Here is a 17,971-nt window from a genome sequence, read left to right on the forward strand (position 1 = left end):
TCGGTGTCACCTATGCCGTTCGTGACATCGCGGCGACGACGATCGATCGTCAGGGTGTTCACCTGCATCGACGACAGTCCGATTCGCGCTGCCGACAGTAGGAATCGTCGGCTTAGAGATCGCTGAGTGTGGGGTTGGTCACTCTGGTCCGTCAGTCAGGCGATCCGCCGCCCACCCGCCACAGCGGATTGACCGGGCCGTGCCCGGCGCCGAGCGGATAGGCCGCCTGTAGTCCACGCGTGACCCATCGCTTGGCGAAGCCGATCGCATCCGGGACCGACCGTCCGTGGGCCAGCGCGCACGCGGTGGCGGCAGCGAGGGTGTCGCCGGCGCCGTGGTCGTGTGGGGTGTCGATCCGGGCGTGCGAGAACTCGTGGAAGTCCGTGCCGTCGAACAGCAGATCGGGACTCTCGTCGTTGGACCGCAGATGCCCGCCCTTGACGAGTGCCCACTGGGCCCCGAGATCGAGCAGGGCATGCGCCGCCTGCCGTTGGGTGGCCGCGTCAACCACGTCGATCCCGGTGATCAGGCGGACCTCGTCGAGATTCGGCGTCACCACGGTGGCGCGGGGGATCAGCGCCGACCGCAACGTGTCGAGGGCGCTGTCGGCGAGCAACTGGTCACCGTGCATGGATGCACACACCGGGTCGACGACCAGTGGCGTCGCGGTGTCTCGACCGATGCCGAGTTCGGCACACGTCGCTGCCACCGCGTCGATGATCGGCGCCGATGCCAGCATGCCGGTCTTGGCGGCCCCGGTCCCGATGTCGGTGACGACGCTGCGCATCTGGGCGGCCACGGTCTCGGGGTCGATCTCCTGAAAACCCTGGACGCCCACCGAGTTCTGCACGGTCACCGCGGTCACCGCCACCAGTCCGTGCAGACCCAGCAGCGCAAAGGTTCGTAGATCGGCTTGGATACCCGCGCCGCCACCGGAATCCGATCCCGCGATGGTCATGACCCTGGTCGGGGCGACACCCGGTGCGGCGGTGGGTAATCCGAGGTGATCGGTCATGTGGTCGCGTCCAAGGGCAGATAGACGCGGTTGCCGTGTTCGACGAACTCGGCGGACTTCGCGGCCATCTCCTCGGCGAGCTTGCGATCGATGTCCTCGGCGGTCACCAGGCCGTTCTCCTCGGCATAGGTCCGGACGTCCGCGGAGATCCGCATGGAGCAGAACTTGGGGCCGCACATCGAGCAGAAGTGTGCGGTCTTGGCGGGCTCGGCGGGCATCGTCTCGTCGTGGTACTCGCGCGCGGTATCCGGGTCGAGTGCCAGATTGAACTGGTCGGTCCATCGGAACTCGAAGCGCGCCTTGGAGAGTGCGTCGTCTCGCTCCTGGGCGCGCGGATGGGCCTTGGCCAGGTCGGCGGAATGGGCGGCGATCTTGTACGTGATCACGCCGACCTTCACGTCGTCGCGGTTCGGCAGTCCCAGATGCTCCTTCGGCGTGACGTAGCAGAGCATCGCGGTACCGGCCTGCGCGATCATCGCGGCACCGATCGCCGAGGTGATGTGGTCATAGGCGGGTGCGATGTCGGTCGCCAGCGGTCCCAAGGTGTAGAAGGGTGCCTCCTCGCAGAGTTCCTCCTCGAGTCGCACGTTCTCTGCGATCTTGTGCATCGGGACGTGGCCGGGACCTTCGATCATCACCTGAACGCCATGGGATTTCGCGATCCTGGTCAGTTCGCCGAGGGTGCGCAGCTCGGCGAACTGTGCCTCGTCGTTCGCGTCGGCGATCGACCCGGGACGCAGGCCGTCGCCGAGGGAGAAGGTGATGTCGTAGCGGGCGAAGATCTCGCACAATTCGTCGAAGTGTGTGTACAGGAACGACTCCTGATGATGTGCCAGACACCAGGCGGCCATGATGGAACCGCCTCGAGAGACGATGCCGGTGACCCGGCGCGCCGTCAGCGGGACATAGCGCAACAGCACTCCTGCGTGCACGGTCATGTAGTCGACGCCCTGCTCTGCCTGCTCGATCACGGTGTCGCGGTAGATCTCCCACGTCAGGGCCGTGGGATCGCCGTTGACCTTCTCCAGCGCCTGATAGATGGGTACGGTGCCGACCGGAACCGGGGAATTGCGCAGAATCCACTCGCGGGTCGTGTGGATGTCCTTGCCCGTGGACAGGTCCATGATGGTGTCGGCGCCCCACCGGGTGGCCCACACCATCTTCTCGACCTCCTCGGCGATCGAGCTCGTGACCGCCGAATTGCCGATGTTGGCATTGACCTTCACCGCGAAGGCCTTACCGATGATCATCGGTTCGGATTCGGGGTGACGGTGATTGGCCGGGATCACCGCGCGGCCGGTGGCGACTTCGTCTCGGACCAACTCGACGTCGACGCCCTCGCGGGCGGCGATGAAGCGCATCTCGTCGGTGACGATCCCGGCTCGCGCCCAGGCCAACTGGGTGGCGGCGGGCCCGATCGGGTCGGGTCGACGCCAGGAATCGCGTGTCGGCGCCAGTCCTCGCTCCACGTCGATCGTCGCCGAGGAGTCGGTGTAAGGCCCGGACGTGTCGTAGACGTCCAGGTGGTCACCGTTGGTCAACGAGATGCGCCGCTGGGGCACCCGGAGGTGGTCGACGTCGAGGTAGTGCTTGTCGCTGCCTTGGATCGGACCCGTGGTGACGGCAGATGCAGATACAGCTGTTCCCATGATGTGGCTCCCTACGCCGGCATTACCCGGACAGGTTCAGGCGGTCGACGACCGCCTGTCGCCATCTCAGCCCCCGGTGATCGTGGGAGCCCCCGCGTGTGGAATTGTCGTTCGGCCCGGGGCTGCCGGACCATCCGCGACACTACGCGGAATCCGCGCGCGTGACCACCGACGCACCGGTGTGTTTTCGTCGCCGCCTTTTCGTGGCCGGATCGTTTTCCACAGGTCTGTCGTGCTGCCACGCAGTTACGGCAGCGTAGGGTAGTGTGTGACCGGGATCACACACGATCCCGCGCTCGTTGCTCGGAAGGGGAGTCCTGGCACCGGGCGTCCGACGCTGCAGCCTGGAGGGGATCGTGCACCGGAAACATCGCCAACGGCCACCGCAGTCCGCGCAGGCCATCCTGCAGCAGATCGCGCAGGTCGTCCACAACCCCGTCCGCGACCGTTTCGAACTGTGGGTGGCAGGCGACCTGGTCGGCGTGCTCGGCTACACCACCGAGGTCGAGGACGGGCAGAAGACGGTGACCATCCTGCACACCGTGCTCTACGACGAGTACACGGGACATGGTCTCGGCACCCGGTTGATGCGCGGTGCGATCGAGTACGTGCGGCAGCAGGGTGCTCGCCTGCGGCCGGTGTGTTCGTTCACCAAGACCTACCTCGATGCGCATCCCGGACTGGTCCCGGTCGCCCCCGCCTGAACTGTCGACGCGAGGTCTGGTTAGCGTAGGCTAGCCTGACAACTGCGCGGCAGGGACGCGTGTGTGACGGGAGGGGTCGCTCGATGGCGGAATCCACGAAGAGTCGGTCGCGCGGCGTGCAGGGCGTCATCATGAAGCTCTTCGGGGCCGACGACTACGAGCTCACCGTGACCAGCAACGAGCGCGTCACCGACGAGTACATCAGGCTCGGTTTCACCGGTGGGGGCCTGCTCACCGATCGCCCGCTGCATCCGACCATGTGGATACGAATCTGGTTCGAGAACGCCGACGGCAAGCTGCACCAGCGCGGCTACACGCTGGTCGACCCGGACCGTGGAACCGATTCCTTCAGTGTGGAATTCGCGATCCACGAGGGGGCCGCCACCCGATGGGCGCAGCAGGCCCGCCCGGGTGACACGATCGGTGCGTCCTTCCTCGGTTCCAAGTTCGCCATCCCCGATCCCGCGCCGATGGGCTGGCTCATCGCAGGCGATCCAGCTGCCCTGCCCGCGATCAACTCGCTGCTCGACGCGATCTCGGCATCATCGAATCCGTCGGCGCCCGTGACGATCTGGTTCGAGTACGTGCACGACTCGGACAAGACGCTCCCCCTGCGGCTGCGAGATCAGGATGTCATCAACTGGGTCCGTCGTGAGCGAGACGGCGCAGCCATGGTCGATGCGGTCAAGGCGGGTGCCTTCGCCGCGGCCGGGCACTTCGGTTGGGTTGCCCTGGACACGAAGAGCACACGGGCCGTCGCTGACGCGTTCCGCAACGATTACGGGCTCGGCAAGAAGGGTGTCAAAGCCCAGGCATACTGGCAGCCGAACATCGGCCCGTCCTAGAACTCGACGACGACAGGCGCGTGATCGCTGGCGCCCTTGGGTTTTCGTGCTTCGCGGTCGACGAATGCGGCGCGGACCCGATCGTCGAAAGCCGGGGAACTCAGCATGAAGTCGATGCGCACGCCCTCGTTGCGGGCGAACCGTAACTGCTGGTAGTCCCAGAAGGTGTAGGAATCGGTGTACGGCAAGGCGGAATCGCGGAATCCGGCATCGACGATCGCTGCGAGCGCAGCCCGTTCGGCTTCGGAGACATGGGTCTTGCCCGCGAACAATGCGGGATCCCAGACGTCGTCGTCGGTGGGGATCACGTTCCAGTCGGCGGCCAGCACGACCTGTGCTGCCGGGTCGTGGGCGAGCCACAGTGCGCCGATGTCGCGCAGCGCCGCGAGCCAGTCGAGTTTGTATCGATAGTGCGGGTCGTCGAGCTCGCGGCCGTTGGGTACGTACAGGGACCACACCCGGATGCCGTCACACAGAGCCGAGATGGCCCGAGCCTCCATCACGGGCCCTGCCCCCGCGCTGTCGAAGGTGGGCTGGTGTTCGAAACCGTACTGGACCTCGTCGAGGCCGATCCGCGAGGCGATGGCCACCCCGTTGAAACCGCCGTTCCCCAGATGGGCGACGTCATATCCGGAGGCGAGAAAGCTCATCACCGGGAACTCGTCGTCGCGGCATTTCGTTTCCTGCATCGCCAGCACGTCGATCTCGTTGCGTTCCATCCAGCCCACCACGAACTCCGACCGGGCGCGGATGGAATTCACGTTCCACGTGGCGATGCGCATGTCAGGCAACGTCTTCCGGGTACTCGATCTCGGCCACCGGCGACCCCGCATCACGCCACCGCTCCTCGATCAGATGGGTCAGGGGGACAGGTGTCAACAGCAGCGCCGCGAATCCGGTCGGCGCGGTCGCGATGTCGCGGTAGTGGTCCCGGTAGAAGGTGAGGGACTCGGCGAACCAGCCGAGTTCGTCGGGCTCCTCGCGCAACAGGCGGGGCGCGTTCGCGATCACCGTCACGAAGCCGACCGTGTCGTCGTCGGCGGCGCCGCCCAGATCACGCATGCAGTCGTCGAACGCATCTTTGTTGTGGCCGAAGTGGGCGGGAAAGTCCCAAGCCCTGGCGAACTCGTCGAACAGGTCGGCGACGGTGGGCATCTCGACGGCGTCGACGGTCCGCACCCGAACACGGGCGGGTAGATCGGGTGCCTGTTCGTCTGCGACGATGCCGGCGACCGGGCCGTGTCGCCGCGCCGCGGACAGGAACTGCGCCAACGGGATAGGGGTGACGGGTCTGCTCATCGGCTCGGTCCTCGGATCTGTACGAAGGAACGGTAGTGGTCGTCGGTGTACCAGGCGGTGCCGTCGTTGCCGGTGACGATCCGTTCGGCGTCGCGCGACCGCCCGCGTTCCTTGGCGTTCACGTCCCACTCGCGATAGGCGATCCGGCTGCCCGCGGCGGTGGTCACCGGCAACATGCGCTCGTTGTTCCGGAAGGTGGCGCCACCTTGCGTACCCGGGGCATCTGCGGCCTCGGGCCAGTCGCCTGCGTCGATGAACGCAAGCGTGCGCAGTACGTGGTCGGGCACGGTGGATGATCCGGCGTCACGGGCGATCGACGTTGCGGCCGAGGACGATCCGCTGTTCGTCGCGGAGTCGTCGGAACCACCTCCGACGACCCAGGTCACGACCGCGACGACGGCGATGACCACGAGGCCGGCCACCGACATGATCACTTGCCGTCGCCTACCTGCCGCGCTGGTCGTCGCCACGAGGCCCACCCTATCGCCGGATGTCAGATCTCGACGTAGCGGGACGTGTGGTGCAGGCCGAAACCGAGAGCGCGATACCAGGTCCCGGCGATGCGGTTGTCGGCCTCGACCTGTACGTAGACCCGTTCGGCGCCGTGCGCGACGCCCCAGCCGACCAGCGTGGACACCACCGAGCCTGCGAGTCCGCCGCGTCGGGACGTCGGGTCGGTCCACAGTGCGGTCAGGCCCAGCCATCGGGTGCCGTCGTCTGCCGAGGTGACCGACGCCCGGCCGATCGCGCGGGGTTCGGCGCCCACGGAGGCGACCGCGACGGGACCTCGCGACGCGCCAACGACACCGGCGGCCGTGTGCACGTCGATCTCGGGGCCCCGGTAGGCCCGCAGCCATTCCGGCGTGGGGGAATCCGCGAGGTGCACCGACGAATGCTCGGTGGTGTCGAGGCCCGTGACGTCGCGGGCGAGGATCTGGATCTCACCGCTGACCGGACGCGCGTCGACAATCCCGGCCCGCAGCAGCCGATCCGGCAGCGCGAGGGTTGCCGGGAGGTCGCGGTCGCGGTACCAGGTGCGAATCGCGGCGAGCGTCGTGACGTCGGCCCGTGCGCCGAACTCCACGGGGATGGCCGAGTTGGCCCGTCGGGTGAAGCCTCCGCCGGCACGTGCGAACCAGCCGTCGATCCACTCCGAGTCGGTGCCCGGCCAGGCCAGTGCCGCGGCTCGCTCGAGGTCGCGGATGGCCGAATTGCGCACCGCGGTGTTCGACAGCACCCGAATCGAGGTCACCGCCGATCGAGGCACCGCCTCGACGGTGCCGTCGCGTTCGATCCGCAGCGGGTCGCCGTCGTCACGCAGCTTGCCGGTGATGTCGGACAGCGACGGACCACGGGTCGCGGGGTTGGCCGTCGCCCGCCAGTCCGTGGGGGCGTCGTCGGCGAGACGGTAGCGGACCACCACGCGGTCGCCCGGGAACGGATCAGTCACGTGCTCACCCCGATCGGGTCAGTCCTCGTCGTCGTGCCCGAAGGGATCGGTGACCGCGCCGGGCAGCCAGGTCAGACCCGGTACACCCCATCCCTCGCGCTTGACCGTTTTCTTCGCGGCCCGGGCGTTGCGGCCGATCAGGACATCGACATACAGGAAGCCGTCCAGGTGCCCGACCTCGTGCTGCAGCATCCGGGCGAAGAATCCCGTGCCCTCGACAACGACCTCGTCGCCGTTGCGGTCGACGCCGGTGACGCGCGCCCAGTCCGCGCGTCCGGTGGGGAACTGATAGCCGGGCACCGACAGGCAACCCTCGTCATCGTCGTCCGGATCGGGCATGGTCTCGGGGATCTCCGAGGTCTCCAGCACCGGGTTGATCACCTCACCGCGGCGGCGTGCGCTCTGGCGCGTCTCGTCGGGGCAGTCGTAGACGAACATGCGCTTGCTCACCCCGACCTGATTGGCCGCGAGGCCCACACCGTTGGCGGCGTCCATGGTCGCGAACATGTCGTCGAGCAGCGTCACGAACTCGGGAGCGGGCTTGCGCTCGGCGTCGAGCTCGACGAGCTCGGTCACATGGTGCAAGACCGGTTCGCCGATGATGCAGATCGGGAGAATTGCCATGCGGGACAGATTACCGAGCGGTCTCCGACGCGCTCCGCAGTCCTGGCGAGTCACACCACGATTCGGCCCGGGGATCGTGGTTAGATGATCACCGAACCACAGTGCTGTCATTCGAATTCTCAGCAGTGTGATTGGTGTGCACGAGGCGATCTTGAGGGAGCGAGATGGACGGCGCAGCTGCGCGAAGCCAGAAGCAGGGCGATCAACCCACACCCAAGGACGTTTCCACCGAGCCGACCACGAACCCGACCGACCCGCACGAGGTCGGGCCCGACGGGTTGTCCCGTCGTGAGCACGACATCCTGTCGTTCGAGCGGCAGTGGTGGAAATATGCCGGTGCCAAGGAAGAGGCCATCAAGGAACTCTTCGGTCTGTCCGCGACCCGCTACTACCAGGTGCTCAACGCGCTCGTCGATCGGCCCGAGGCGTTGGCCGTCGATCCGATGCTGGTCAAGCGGCTGCGGCGTCTACGGGCATCGCGGCAGAAGGCCCGCGCCGCGCGGCGTCTCGGCTTCGAGATCACCTGACGCCAGACGACCGGTGATGCCACGGCAACCGCGCCGGGCCCACGGCCCGACGTGAGTTAAGGTTCACGTGATGAATCCTGATCGCGAACCGAGTCGACTTCCGCTACGGGCCGGGGCCATGCTCCTGCTGGCCGTCGCCATCGTCTTCATCGGTCTCGGCTGGCACTCGGCGGCCACCAGTGGGGACGATCCGGAGAAGGATCTCCAGGCTGCGCAGCCCACGCAGACGCAGGTCACGACCACGACGATGAGCGGTGCTTCGGCGTCTGCCGGCTCGTCTGCGACGAAGTCCAAGCTCTGTGTCTTCAATGCCGGATCGGTCTCGGGCCTGGCCGGAGAGGTCAGCGACGAGCTGAAGGCGAAGGGCTACGAGATGGACGAGCCCGGCAATCTGTCGACCAGCTCGATCACCGAGAACACCATCTTCTACGACGAGGGACAGAAGTCGGAGGCCGAGGATGTCGCGCAGTCACTCGGCGGCAACCCCAGTGTCGAGTCGCGCCCGTCCTCGTTCACCGACTGTTCCGACGGCATCCCGGTCATCGTGGTCACACAATGACCCGGTCCCGCCCGAACCTCACCGATCACGGCCCGCTGAAGATCACAAGGAGTGACATGACCAGTTCGACATCACGCAGCGCGACCGCCGCGCGTACCCGACGCACCCTGGCCGTGCTCGCCGCCGCCGGCATCGCCGGTGCGGCGCTGGCCGCGTGCACCCCGGACGAGCCGGTCAGCGACACGCCCGGAACGACCCCGTCCGTGGTCACCGGCAACCAGGCCCCTCCCGGCGACGTCGACGACGCCGACAACGTCCCGGCCTCTCCCGAGGGGGAGGCGACCGCGTCGCTGGAGAACGCATCCGGCAAGGCGGTCGGCACGGCGACGTTCACGCCCAGCGGTTCGTCGGTCAAGGTCGATGTGCGGGTGAACGCCGACAGCGGGCTCTCGGCGGGATTCCACGGCATGCACATGCATCAGAACGGTGTCTGCCAGGGCAGCGGTAGCGAACCGTTCCAGAGTGCGGGCGGGCACCTGCAGGTCGCGGGTCACTCCGGACATCCCTCGAGTGGCGACCTGGTGTCGATCAACATCTTGAAGGACGGGACCGGTGAGACCGTCACCACGACCGATGCCGTGAATCTCGGTCAGATCGTCGGCAAGTCGATCATCATCCACGAGAAGGCCGACAACTTCGCCAACATCCCGACCCGTTACGCCCCGGCTCCCGACCAGCAGACGATGAGCACCGGCGACGCCGGCAGCCGAGTCGCCTGCGGGGTCATCGAAACCGGCGAGTGACGTCGACCCCGATCCGCAGGCGGTAGGTCCGCGGTCATGATCGACCCGATCGAATTCGACGGTTCGCCGACCCCGTCCCTCGGAGTCGAATGGGAATTCGCTCTGACGGACAAGGGTTCCGGTGACCTGTCGAACTCGGCGGCCGACCTGTTCGCTCTCGTGTCCGAACGCGCTCCCGAGCATCGGGGGCAGATCCACAAGGAGTTGCTTCGCAACACCGTGGAGTTGGTGACCGGCGTGTGCCGGGACGTACCCGAGGCGATCGCCGATCTCACCGGGACACTGCACATCGTCCGCGGGCTCACCGAGGAGCTCGGTGTCGATCTCTACGGTGCCGGGACGCACCCGTTCGCCGAGTGGTCGACGCAGTTGCTCACCGAGGGGCACCGTTACGCCGAACTGATCGAGCGCACCCAGTGGTGGGGCCGACAGATGCTGATCTGGGGCGTGCACGTGCACGTCGGGATCAGCCACCGCGACAAGGTGTTGCCGATCCTCAGTTCGCTGCTGAATTGGTATCCGCACCTGTTGGCGCTGTCGGCATCCTCGCCGATGTGGTCGGGCCAGGACACCGGCTACGCCAGCAACCGGGCGATGATGTTCCAACAGTTGCCGACGGCCGGGCTACCGTTCCAGTTCGAGACCTGGCCGCAGTTCGAGGCGTTCGTCGCCGACCAGAAGACCACCGGCATCATCGACCATCTCAACGAGATCCGTTGGGACATCAGGCCGTCGCCACATCTGGGCACCATCGAGGTCCGGGTGTGCGACGGCATGACGAACCTCACCGAACTTTCGGCGCTGGTCGCGTTGATCCATTGCCTCGTCGTCCACCTCGACCGACGCTGGTCGGCGGGGGAGACCCTCCCCGTGATGGCCCCGTGGCTGGTGCAGGAGAACAAGTGGCGTGCGGCGCGATACGGACTGGACGCCATCATCATCCAGGACGCCCGCTGTAACGAGCGATTGGTCACCGACGATCTCGCCGACCTGCTGGTCACGCTGGAACCGATTGCGCGCGAACTGAACTGCGCCACCGAACTCTCCCGTGTCGCCGACATCGTCGGCGACGGGGCCAGCTATCAACGGCAGCGTGCGGTGCTTCGGGAGACCGCCGACATGCGTGCCGTGGTCAGCTCGGTGGTGGCCGAGCTCGACTGACGCCGACCGCGCCTCCCACACGCCGACAGCACCCTCATCCTCGCCGACAGCAACCGATTTCACGCCGACAGCAACCCCGTCCACGCCGACAGCAACCTCATCCACGGCGACAGCAACCGATTTCACGCCGACAGCAACCGTCGCTTCGACGATGAGGGATCGGAGGCGGCGGAGGGTTGTTGCTGTCGGCGAGAATTCGGTTGCTGTCGGCGGTCGGCCCGGTCAGTTGGTCAACCAGATCTCCTCGGGTAGGGGCGAACCGAGGCCGTACAGTTTGACACCACCCACGTCGGCGCCGGCGATCACCGACGGGGCGGAGCGGACGTAGAAGAGGCCGGGGACCTGCTCGGCGAGTTCACGCTGCACGGTGTCGTATGCCGACTTGCGCTCCTCGACCGTCGCGCCGACACGCCCCGCGTCGAGCGCGGCGTCGAGTTCTGTGTCGTGGACACCGGTCATGTTTCCCTTGGACGAGGAGTGAAAACCGGCCCACAGCTCGGTATCTGGATCGAGCACGTTGGCGGTGGTGACCACCATGTCGAAGTCACGTTTCGCGACGACGGAGTTGATCGCGCTCGAATCGAGGGCGTCGATCCTGACCTCGACGTTGTCGTAATCGCTGAGCTGCGCCTGTATCGCCTCACCGGTCAGCTTGCTCTCCGTGGTCGAGAACGACGTGTAGGCGAACGCGACGCGTTTGCCCTCGCGGGCCAACTCGTCGAACAGGGCTCGCGCCTCGTCTCGGTTGTTCTCGGCCAGTGTGATGTCGCTGTAGAAGGGCGACGACTCGGTGAACAGGGTTCGCGGAACGGTGCCTGCCGCGTTGTTGACGATCGTGTTGATCGTGTCGAGGTCCAGCGCAAGCGAGATGGCCTTGCGGGCCCGCGGGTCGTCGAACGGTGCGCGACGGTTGTTCATCGCCAGGTAGTAGCCACCACCGGTGGTCGACATCGCCGAGGTCAACCCGGCATCCTTTGCCTTCGCGACGTTGGCGGAGTTGGTTTCCGACGCGAGGTCGGCGGCACCACTGAGTACTGCGTTGAACCGTTGGGCCGTGTCCGGGACGAAGCGGAAGGTCACGCCGTCCAGATAGGGTTTCGGTGCATCCCAGTAGTCCTGGTTCTTCACGAGTTCCATCTTGTCCTGGCGCGTCCAGCTCGCCAGCGTGAACGGACCGGCCCCGACGGGAGCCGCGTCGAATGCCGCGCGGCCCTTCTCCAGGGCGCTCGGGGATGCCGTCCAGTTCAGCGTGCTCGTCACCACCGCCTGGGCGAAATGCTGATTCGGCGCGATCATCGACACCCGCAACGTGGTGGGTGTGAGGACGGTGGTCTGGGCGATCTGAGGACTCACCTTGCTAGCCCCGGCACCGAGCTTCGGGTCCTTCATGCGGTCCCAGTTGTACTTGACCGCCGCGGCGTCGAGCGGTGTGTCATCGGTATAGCGCAGCCCCGGACGCAATCTCAGGATGTAGGTGGCGCCACCGTCGGCGGTCGAGAAGTCCTCGGCCATCTTGTATTCGATCTCGCCGGTATCGGCGTTGTTGATCATGAGCGTGCCGTAGAGCGCATTACCCAACGCCGGCTGGGTGGCCCAGACATTGCCGAGCGCTGCCGGATCCAGGCTGCGGGGCTCGGTCACCTGGATGAGATTCGCCCTGCCGCCCGACACTGGCGGGCCCATGTCCTCGGATGCGCTTCGGCCGGTGGTGGGTGCACCGCAGGCTGTCACCAGCAGGGCAGCCGAGCACACCGCGGCCAGTGCCGCCCCGATCAGGGATCTGCGTCGAGTCATCGTCGACCTTTCGATGGGTTGGGTGGGGGAAACCGGGGTGCGCCGACGCCCGGTGGTCACATCGGCTCCCGATGCGGGCCGGCGAGCTGACCGCCGTCGATGACGAGAGAAGTCCCTGTGCAGTAGGAACTCTCGTCGGAGGCGAAGTACAAGACCGCGTTGGCGACGTCGTCGGGCCTGCCGAACCGGGCGATCGGTTGTCGGGCCATCGCGGATTCGAGCCGGTGTCGTACGGTCCCGGTGGCCTTGAGCATCATCGGGGTCTCGATGAAGCCAGGATGGACCGAGTTCACCCGGACGCCGACCGGACCACCTTCGAACGCAACGGTTTTGGTGAGCCCGGTGACGGCGAACTTCGAGGCGACGTACGAGGTCATCCCTGCCACGCCCACCAGGCCGTCGATCGAGGAGATGTTGACGATCGAGCCACCACCGTTGTCTCCCATGATGGGCAGCGCGGTGCGTGTGCCCATCCACACCGACGAGACGTTCAGTTCGAGGATCGAGTGGTGCCCCTCATAGACCTCGTCGACGATGTCGCCGACACCGCGCCCGCCGCCGGCGTTGTTCACCAGCACGTCCAGCGGTGCGAACCGCTCGGTCGCCGTCGCCAGCAGCCGATCCCAGTCGTCCTGGTCGGTGACGTCGGTGTGCACGAACGTCGCATCCGTTCCGAGCTCGTCGGCCACCGTCGTGCCGAGGTCGTCGTCGATGTCGGCGATCACCACCCGAGCACCCTCCCGCAGAAACCGTTCTGCGGTCGCCGCACCGATGCCGCTGGCACCTCCGGTCACCACCGCGACCTTCCCCTCCAGCCTGCCCACCATGGGCTTTCCTCCTCCATGCTGCGCGAATCGTGTTGTCGGGCTTGTCCGAGCGCGGGCGGTCATGCCATGAACGATCCGCCGTTGACCCGGACGACCTGCCCGGTGATGAATGCGCCGGCGTCCGATGCCAGCTGCAACACCGACAGGGCAATGTCGCGGGTGGTTCCGACCCGGGACAGCGGCGAGGCCGAGGCCATCGTCGCCAGATATGACTCGCGTGCCGCGGCGTCGATGCTGCCGTCGGTGTGCGTCCAGTGCTGCCTGGTCATCCCGGTCTCGACCCACCCCGGTGCGATCGCGTTGACCCGTATCCCGGCGGGGCCGAGTTCCAGGGCCAGCGTGCGCGTCAGCTGCGCCACACCGCCTTTCGAGATCGCATAGGTGATCCGTCCGGGACTGCTGCGGTCCTGGATGGACGACGACAGGTTGACGATGCTCGCACCCGTGGTCATGACGCGGGCGGCCGCCTGGCATGCGAAGAAGGTGCCCCCGACGTTGATCCGGAGCACTCTGTCGAGTTCCTCCGGGGTCACTTCCAGGGCGTCTCGCATGATCATGACACCGGCCGCGTTGACGAGGATGTCCAACCGATCATGTTCGGCGACAACATGTTCGACGGTGTCTGCGATCTCTGCGGGATCGGTGATGTCCAGACGGCGGGTGGTGATCGAGATCCCTCGCTCTCCGGCGAGAACGAGGGTGTTGCGGAGTCCGTCGTCGTCGACGTCGGTGGCGATGACGTGTGCCCCGGCGGCGGCGAGTACCAGCGCGGTCTCCTGTCCGATCCCGTCGCCGGCGCCGGTGACCAGGGCGACTTTGCCGGTGACCAGAAACGTGTCGACGACGCCGAGATACCGGTCATCGGGCATGGTGTGTCGGTTCTCTCCGTCGTACCGCCGCGCCCCCGTGGCGGTGGTCATGACTGCGTGGTCGCGTTCGAGAACGCGGCGTTGCGTCCGATCTGGTCCTCGGTCATGCGCCAGGGACTCTGGATCAGGGCGCCACCGTCGACGACGAGCGTCTGGCCGGTTATCTTGGTGGCCAGTCCCGATGCGAGGAACAGGACCGCATCGGCGACGTCGCGGCCACGCGGTGGGGCGAGTGCGTTCACGACGTCCTCTCCGAATCCGATCTCCGGTAGGTCCCAGTTGCCGCCGCCGACGTTCCCGGGCGCAACCGCGTTGACCCGGACGCCGTGCCTGCCGTACTCGTCGGCCATCGTTTTCACCAGCGAGATCAGCCCGGCTTTCGCCGCGCCGTAGCCGGCGTGGAAGCGAGACGAACCGATTCCGTCCACCGATGTGAGGGCGACGAGTGATCCGCCGCGTGCGTTGCGCAGCAGATGCGGGATGGTCGCGCGGAAGACGTAGAAGACCTGTGTGAGGTTGACGAGAATCTGCGAATCCCATTCGGTGTCAGGGATGTCCGCGGCCTTGTTCCAGTGGGCCTGGCCGACGATGTCCACGCAGACGTCGATCCCGTCCATCCGCCGGGAGGCTTCGTCGATCGCGGCGCGGGCCTGCTCGGGGTCCAGCACGTCGGCGACGATCGGGAACGCATCGCCGCCGTGTTCGACGATCTCGCGCACGATCTCCTCGGCACGGCCGGCATCCTTGTCGATGCATGCCACCCGGGCGCCCGCCCGTGCCAATTGGAGTGCGCAGCCGCGGCCGTGTCCGGCGCGCATGGGGATGAACCCGGCGCCGACGACGACGGCCCGGGCTCCTTCGAGGCCCAGATCGATCATGTTCGGTGTGCTCTCTCTGGTCGGCGGATGGTGGATCGCGTGTGGCCGGTGGCCTCGGCCTCTCGTGGCTCCCCGGTCCTCGGGCCGGTCGGATGCTCCTTGGGGCACACCGGAGAATCTGAAGTGGCCTCGATCCAGGTGCAGGAATCGGGTCCCGAGTTCCAACCCCGACAACGGGGTGCTCGTGCCGAGCCGGCCGTGTTCATTGACGTAGTAGTTGCGCTCGGGATTCGCAGCGGGATCGAGCCAGATGAGCTTGCTCGCCTCGTCGTCGACCGCGTTGTTGTACTCCCAGAACGCTTCGTCTGTCACCTCGGCGCAGAGATGACCGTCCTCTACAACCGCGACGATCACCCGGGCGATGTAACCCACCCAGGTCTCCATCCACGCCGGGAGCCCGCCGACTCCGATCCCGCCGCCGGTGGCCGGTTGTGCGTTCGGGCCGTAGAGGACGAACAAGTTGGGGAACTCGGGGATCGCGAGCCCCTGGAATGCCCGAGGGCCGCCCGGACGGTTCCAGCGTTCCTCGATGTGTCTACCTCCGACGCCGCAAAAATCGATGGGCCACAGCCATTTCGTGACCTCGAAGCCCACGGCGGTGAGGACGAGATCGACCGCGCGTTCGGTACCGTCCGAGGTGACGATGGCATCAGCGGTGAAGCGATCGATCGGATCGGTGACCAACTCGACGTTGTCCCGCGTCAGCGATCGATACCACCCGTTGTCGACGATCGGTCGGCGCGCGGCCGGCGTGTAGTCGGGGACGAGTTTCTCGACGAGATCCGGCCGGTTGTCGACCTGGGTTTTGATGTAGCCCGTCAGGTTCTCTCGGAGCCTGTCGTTGCTCCGGCTGAAAATCCCTCCGGCGGACTGCCATTCGGGATCGGGCGCAATGGTGTCACGTGGGTTGTTCGGCTTGAGGGCGGTGGTGCGGGCCCAGTTCCAATAGTGCGGGATGTTGTCGAGGACCCAGCGCATCTCCGGGCTCACCGGTTCGCCGTAACCCTCGCGAGGTGCGATCCACTGTGGTGTTCGTTGGAACACGTGCACGTGATCTGCGACTTCGGCGATACGCGCGAGGAGTTGGACGCCGGTGGACCCGTTGCCGATGATGGCCACGCGCTTGTCTCTGGCGGTGTGTCGTTCGGTCCACTCGGTGGTGTGGATGACATCGCCGGTGAAGCTGTCGATCCCTTCGGCGGCAAGCTGTCTCGGGGTGGAGAACAAGCCGGTGGCGGTCACGATGAAATTGCTGCGGACCGAGGTCACCACGCCGTGGGCGTCCCTCACACGCAGCCGCCACGACGACGACTCCTCGTCGAACTCGGCTGCGGTGAGCTCGGTCTCGAAGCGGATGTGTTCGAGCACACCGTACTTCGCGGCGACCATCTCGAGGTAGGCGCGCACCTCGGGTTGCCGGGCGAACTGTTCGGACCACGGATGGTTCTTGACGAAGCTGTATTCGTAGGTGGTGCTCGCGGTGTCGACGCGCGCATCGGGGTAGGTGTTGATCGCCCAGGTCCCGCCCGCGTCGGGGCGACGCTCGTAGATGACGTAGGGGATGCCGAGCTGCTCGAGTTGTACACCCATCGCGATCCCGCACAGCCCGGCGCCGATGATGGCCACCGAGAAGTGGTCGGCGCGCTGCGGACGCGCGCCGGTCCAGTCGGCGAAGAGCGGGAATTCGTCGATGGCGGGCATGGTTCGGGCGACCGCGAACTCCGCGTCGGTCAGCTCGTGCCCGAGGGCGAGCTCCATCATCTCGCGGAGTCCCCTCTCGTCGAGCGCGCGCGGGACGTAGCCGTCGGCTTCGGTCGCGAGGAATCGCTCGGCGCGGCGGAAGAGATCTTCGTGGAACTCCTCGGCGATCGTCATCTCGAACGCGGCGCCGCTTCTGATGGGTACCAATTCGAGTGTCATCGCGGCCAGGGCGGGATCGCGCGTCGCATGCAGCAGGGCGAGCCGCAGAGCGTGGAGGTTGCAGCTCCTCAGGGCCTGCCGAGTGAATGATTCTTCCGTCATGCGATTCTCATTTCAGCATTTCGAAAACAGTTTCAACACGTGATCGATTACGCTAGCCTCGGCAGAAGATCGCGTCAATGGCGTTCACAGAATTAGGAGATCCATGGCCCTCTCGGCGATACGGGCACTGCAGGTGTTGGACTTTCTGACCGTCAACGAACGCGACTCGTTCACACTCAGCGAGTTGGCCAAGGCGCTCGATGTGAGTCCGGGATCGATGTTCGCGGTGCTCAAGTCGATGAGCGACGGCGGCTACGTCAGCCGGCATCCCCGGCACAAGACCTATACCCTGGGGCCGGCCGTGGCGGCAGCGGGACATGCTGCGTCCGTTGCCAATCCGGTCATCGACCTGGCCCGCGCCGAGCTGGTGGATCTGGCATCGGCCACTGGCTGCGAGTGCTCCGGCACGATGTTGGTCGGCCGCGACATCCTCTGTATCGCGGTGGAGGGTAGGCCGACCGGTCGGCAACTCGATCTCGCGCCCGGTCAGCGCATACCGCTCGTGCCGCCGTTCGGGCAGCCGTTCATGGCGTGGATGGCGCCGGCAGAGGTACGTGAATGGCTGACGGAGGTTCCCGACAGCCTGCAGGAACGAGTGGCCGAGTACATCACCGCCTACGGGCACGAGGTTCGGCGGCGGGGCTACACGATCGGTCGGGAAGACCCCACGCCGGTGCGTCGGTCGTTGACCCGCGATCTCGCCGAACGTCCCAACGACGCCTCCCTGCGAGAAGCGGCGATCGCGCAGTTCTTCGAGGAACAACCCGATTACGCCATCCTCGAGATGGAGTCAGACGCCGACTATGTGGTCGGCAACATCGCGGCGCCCGTCTTCGGCCCCGACGGCCGGGTTGCCTTCTGTCTCACACTGCTTCATCTCGGAAGCCTCACAGGCGGCGACATCCCCGCAGCGGCGCAGCCGGTGATCGCATCGGCCCAACTGTTGACCAGGCAGATCGGTGGTCGGGTACCCAACCACGACTGGTCCGATCCCATCTAGCACCG

18 protein-coding genes and 1 riboswitch are annotated in these 17,971 nt (G+C 66.4%); of the genes, 7 read left to right on the top strand and 11 right to left on the bottom strand.

Translation table 11 applies throughout. From position 1 onward, the window contains the following. Positions 1 to 151 precede the first annotated feature (151 nt). Together thiD and thiC are read right to left on the bottom strand one after the other, a co-directional pair. Positions 152 to 1,015, bottom strand: coding sequence for a bifunctional hydroxymethylpyrimidine kinase/phosphomethylpyrimidine kinase (thiD, locus tag AAFP35_RS01425; RefSeq protein WP_419219732.1), 864 nt, complete (start codon positions 1,013 to 1,015; stop codon positions 152 to 154). Then, on the bottom strand, positions 1,012 to 2,664 hold the full coding sequence (gene thiC, locus AAFP35_RS01430) for a phosphomethylpyrimidine synthase ThiC (protein ID WP_419219733.1): 1,653 nt from the start codon (positions 2,662 to 2,664) through the stop codon (positions 1,012 to 1,014). Before thiC ends, thiD begins: the two co-directional genes overlap by 4 nt. After that, positions 2,656 to 2,770: riboswitch (TPP riboswitch) on the bottom strand. (Overlaps the previous gene by 9 nt.) Before the next feature lie 250 nt (positions 2,771 to 3,020). Between thiC and AAFP35_RS01435 the strand changes: the two genes are divergently transcribed. Both AAFP35_RS01435 and AAFP35_RS01440 read left to right on the top strand, forming a co-directional pair. Further along, entirely contained in the window at positions 3,021 to 3,368 is a 348-nt protein-coding gene (locus tag AAFP35_RS01435) for a GNAT family N-acetyltransferase (RefSeq protein ID WP_419219734.1), read from the top strand. Between the two features lie 83 nt (positions 3,369 to 3,451). Next, positions 3,452 to 4,213, top strand: coding sequence for a siderophore-interacting protein (locus AAFP35_RS01440; RefSeq protein WP_419219735.1), 762 nt, complete (start codon positions 3,452 to 3,454; stop codon positions 4,211 to 4,213). On the opposite strand, the gene AAFP35_RS01445 is transcribed toward AAFP35_RS01440, so the two are convergent. The 5 genes from AAFP35_RS01445 to AAFP35_RS01465 are packed head-to-tail and all read right to left on the bottom strand — an operon-like array spanning position 4,210 to position 7,586. Then, the gene (locus AAFP35_RS01445) at positions 4,210 to 4,995 is read right to left on the bottom strand and encodes an exodeoxyribonuclease III (protein WP_419219736.1); all 786 of its coding nucleotides are present in this window, start codon (positions 4,993 to 4,995) and stop codon (positions 4,210 to 4,212) included. The genes AAFP35_RS01440 and AAFP35_RS01445 overlap by 4 nt on opposite strands. A gap of 1 nt (position 4,996) precedes the next feature. After that, entirely contained in the window at positions 4,997 to 5,512 is a 516-nt protein-coding gene (locus tag AAFP35_RS01450; protein WP_419219737.1) for a barstar family protein, read from the bottom strand. Further along, positions 5,509 to 6,009, bottom strand: coding sequence for a ribonuclease domain-containing protein (locus AAFP35_RS01455; protein WP_419219953.1), 501 nt, complete (start codon positions 6,007 to 6,009; stop codon positions 5,509 to 5,511). Before AAFP35_RS01455 ends, AAFP35_RS01450 begins: the two co-directional genes overlap by 4 nt. Continuing rightward, positions 6,006 to 6,962 carry an N-acetylglutamate synthase, CG3035 family gene (locus AAFP35_RS01460; protein WP_419219738.1) on the bottom strand — a complete coding sequence of 319 codons (957 nt, stop codon included), beginning with the start codon at positions 6,960 to 6,962 and terminating at the stop codon, positions 6,006 to 6,008. The genes AAFP35_RS01455 and AAFP35_RS01460 overlap by 4 nt, the downstream gene beginning before the upstream one ends. 18 nt (positions 6,963 to 6,980) lie before the next feature. Further along, complete coding sequence (locus AAFP35_RS01465; RefSeq protein WP_419219739.1) at positions 6,981 to 7,586, bottom strand: peptide deformylase; 606 nt, start codon at positions 7,584 to 7,586, stop codon at positions 6,981 to 6,983. 164 nt (positions 7,587 to 7,750) lie between these two features. Here AAFP35_RS01465 and AAFP35_RS01470 point away from each other — a divergent pair, with 164 nt between their 5' ends. The 4 genes from AAFP35_RS01470 (at position 7,751) to AAFP35_RS01485 (ending at position 10,576) form a co-directional block, all read left to right on the top strand. Further along, entirely contained in the window at positions 7,751 to 8,113 is a 363-nt protein-coding gene (locus AAFP35_RS01470; protein ID WP_419219740.1) for a DUF3263 domain-containing protein, read from the top strand. Positions 8,114 to 8,183: 70 nt separating this feature from the next. Continuing rightward, entirely contained in the window at positions 8,184 to 8,672 is a 489-nt protein-coding gene (locus AAFP35_RS01475) for a LytR C-terminal domain-containing protein (RefSeq protein WP_419219741.1), read from the top strand. Between the two features lie 56 nt (positions 8,673 to 8,728). Beyond that, positions 8,729 to 9,415 carry a superoxide dismutase[Cu-Zn] gene (gene sodC, locus AAFP35_RS01480; RefSeq protein WP_419219742.1) on the top strand — a complete coding sequence of 229 codons (687 nt, stop codon included), beginning with the start codon at positions 8,729 to 8,731 and terminating at the stop codon, positions 9,413 to 9,415. 39 nt (positions 9,416 to 9,454) lie between these two features. Next, positions 9,455 to 10,576 (top strand): glutamate--cysteine ligase, encoded by a 1,122-nt coding sequence (locus tag AAFP35_RS01485; RefSeq protein WP_419219954.1) that lies wholly within the window; start codon positions 9,455 to 9,457, stop codon positions 10,574 to 10,576. Positions 10,577 to 10,798: 222 nt separating this feature from the next. Here the strand turns inward: AAFP35_RS01485 and AAFP35_RS01490 are convergent, their stop codons facing one another. Genes AAFP35_RS01490 through AAFP35_RS01505 form a run of 4 tightly spaced genes read right to left on the bottom strand, consistent with a single transcriptional unit; the run spans position 10,799 to position 16,966 of the window. After that, positions 10,799 to 12,370 carry an ABC transporter substrate-binding protein gene (locus AAFP35_RS01490; RefSeq protein ID WP_419219743.1) on the bottom strand — a complete coding sequence of 524 codons (1,572 nt, stop codon included), beginning with the start codon at positions 12,368 to 12,370 and terminating at the stop codon, positions 10,799 to 10,801. 56 nt (positions 12,371 to 12,426) lie between these two features. Continuing rightward, on the bottom strand, positions 12,427 to 13,197 hold the full coding sequence (locus AAFP35_RS01495; protein WP_419219745.1) for an SDR family NAD(P)-dependent oxidoreductase: 771 nt from the start codon (positions 13,195 to 13,197) through the stop codon (positions 12,427 to 12,429). 59 nt (positions 13,198 to 13,256) lie between these two features. Beyond that, on the bottom strand, positions 13,257 to 14,117 hold the full coding sequence (locus AAFP35_RS01500; RefSeq protein WP_419219746.1) for an SDR family NAD(P)-dependent oxidoreductase: 861 nt from the start codon (positions 14,115 to 14,117) through the stop codon (positions 13,257 to 13,259). Then, entirely contained in the window at positions 14,114 to 16,966 is a 2,853-nt protein-coding gene (locus AAFP35_RS01505) for an SDR family oxidoreductase (RefSeq protein WP_419219747.1), read from the bottom strand. Before AAFP35_RS01505 ends, AAFP35_RS01500 begins: the two co-directional genes overlap by 4 nt. A gap of 103 nt (positions 16,967 to 17,069) precedes the next feature. Here AAFP35_RS01505 and AAFP35_RS01510 point away from each other — a divergent pair, with 103 nt between their 5' ends. Beyond that, the gene (locus AAFP35_RS01510; RefSeq protein ID WP_419219748.1) at positions 17,070 to 17,966 is read left to right on the top strand and encodes an IclR family transcriptional regulator; all 897 of its coding nucleotides are present in this window, start codon (positions 17,070 to 17,072) and stop codon (positions 17,964 to 17,966) included. The last annotated feature ends 5 nt before the right edge of the window (positions 17,967 to 17,971 follow it).

This window comes from Gordonia sp. CPCC 206044, from assembly GCF_048537895.1.
In the GTDB taxonomy this organism is placed as follows: domain Bacteria; phylum Actinomycetota; class Actinomycetes; order Mycobacteriales; family Mycobacteriaceae; genus Gordonia.